Annotated in this window: 3 protein-coding genes; all 3 read left to right on the forward strand. The window is 44.1% G+C overall.

The features are described 5' to 3' along the window. Positions 1-42: 42 nt before the first annotated feature. Entirely contained in the window at positions 43-165 is a 123-nt protein-coding gene (locus DXA87_RS17705) for a hypothetical protein (RefSeq protein WP_282433285.1), read from the forward strand. Positions 166-466: 301 nt separating this feature from the next. After that, positions 467-787 (forward strand): hypothetical protein, encoded by a 321-nt coding sequence (locus DXA87_RS17710; protein WP_242998146.1) that lies wholly within the window; start codon positions 467-469, stop codon positions 785-787. Positions 788-1,001: 214 nt separating this feature from the next. Continuing rightward, positions 1,002-1,205: a DUF4368 domain-containing protein gene (locus DXA87_RS17715; protein ID WP_117485682.1), complete on the forward strand. Its 204-nt coding sequence runs from the start codon at positions 1,002-1,004 to the stop codon at positions 1,203-1,205. The last annotated feature ends 121 nt before the right edge of the window (positions 1,206-1,326 follow it).

Raw genomic sequence — 1,326 nt, forward strand, 5'->3', positions numbered from 1 at the left:
ATGTTCACAATTTATTTACTCATGCGTTTTTCGTGCGGAATGATGTTTGCCGGCGGCTGGAAGCAGATTGACGGAAAGTGGTACTACTTCTACCCAGACGGGACGATGGCGGTGAATACCACCATTGACGGATATACCATCGGCTCGGATGGCGCAAGAAAGTAATCTACAATAAAAAACAATTTGCCCGTATATCAGCGGACAAAGATAAACGCGGTCGGGTATCAAGAAACCCCACCGCGTTTATTTTTTCTCTTGTTTTTCTCTGGTGTCCAGCATTTTATCATAAAATCGGCAGAATCCCCCCCATCCCTCTTAGGTGGCGGGATGAATACCGCTATAATGATACATAGACAGATGTAAAATGGTAAGCAATTACAATTCTTTCCATTCCCTTTTGTGAAATCATGTGCTATAATTGATGTAGAACGTATGTTCTGTTTCGATTAGGAAAGGAGGACCTGTTTTGTATTTGACCGTATGCCAGCAGCTAAAGCATCTGTCCAAAGATGAATTCCTCATTCTACGGGAATTATGCCGCACAGCAAAAAAACTGACCAACCAGGCCATCTACCAGATACGGCAGCATTACTTTGAACATAGCCAGTATCTCCCATATGAGAAAAACTACGCCATCTTAAAGACTTCCGAAAACTATCGGCTGCTGAATTCCAACATGGCCCAACAGATCCTTAAGGAAGTGGACGAAGCTTTTAAGTCTTTCTTCAGCCTGTTGAAACTGGCAAAGCAGGGGAAGTATCCATTTTCATCCTTTTCTCTGACATAGCGGATTGAGCTGCCAAACGAGAAAACAATTTGTTGTCTTTTTTTAGACACTCTCCGTCACCTCACACAATATTATTTTACGATTTGCCAATATTATGTGAAATGATTGCAGAGTAGCTTTTTTATAGCTACTATCCGTTCCTTATTTTGGCATAAAGAGGGAGCTGATGCTATACAAAGAAAATAGCCTGCCTGCTTTCGGCAGGCGTTCTTAAGTGGAGAGGTTTCTCTCCGTTGTAGAACGGTATACGGAAATTCCTGAATTGACTCCATGTATCTTGCATGAGTTTGTCGAGAAGATCGTTGTCCATACTGTCAGCAATCCGAAGGGCAAGAACCGCCCCCAGGAAATTGACATCTACTATAAGGGCAGCAGAGCCCTGGAAGTATCCAAAGTCACTTCATCAAGGCGAGAATGAGACGTCGCAGAACGTCCGGGGGACGTTCGACTGCGACGACCGGAGTGGAACGTAGACATTCGAACCGTTCGAACCCGGCAGGACTCGAACATAGAAAAAAGAGCCATCCATCGGATGACTC

The organism is Desulfotomaculum sp. OF05-3 (assembly GCF_003435535.1).
Taxonomy (GTDB): Bacteria; Bacillota; Clostridia; order Lachnospirales; family Lachnospiraceae; genus Pilosibacter; species Pilosibacter fragilis.

Bases quoted from the DNA above. Each gene is read 5' to 3' on its own strand.
- DXA87_RS17705 (WP_282433285.1), top strand. From the start codon at position 43: ATGTTTGCCGGCGGCTGGAAGCAGATTGACGGAAAGTGGTACTACTTC.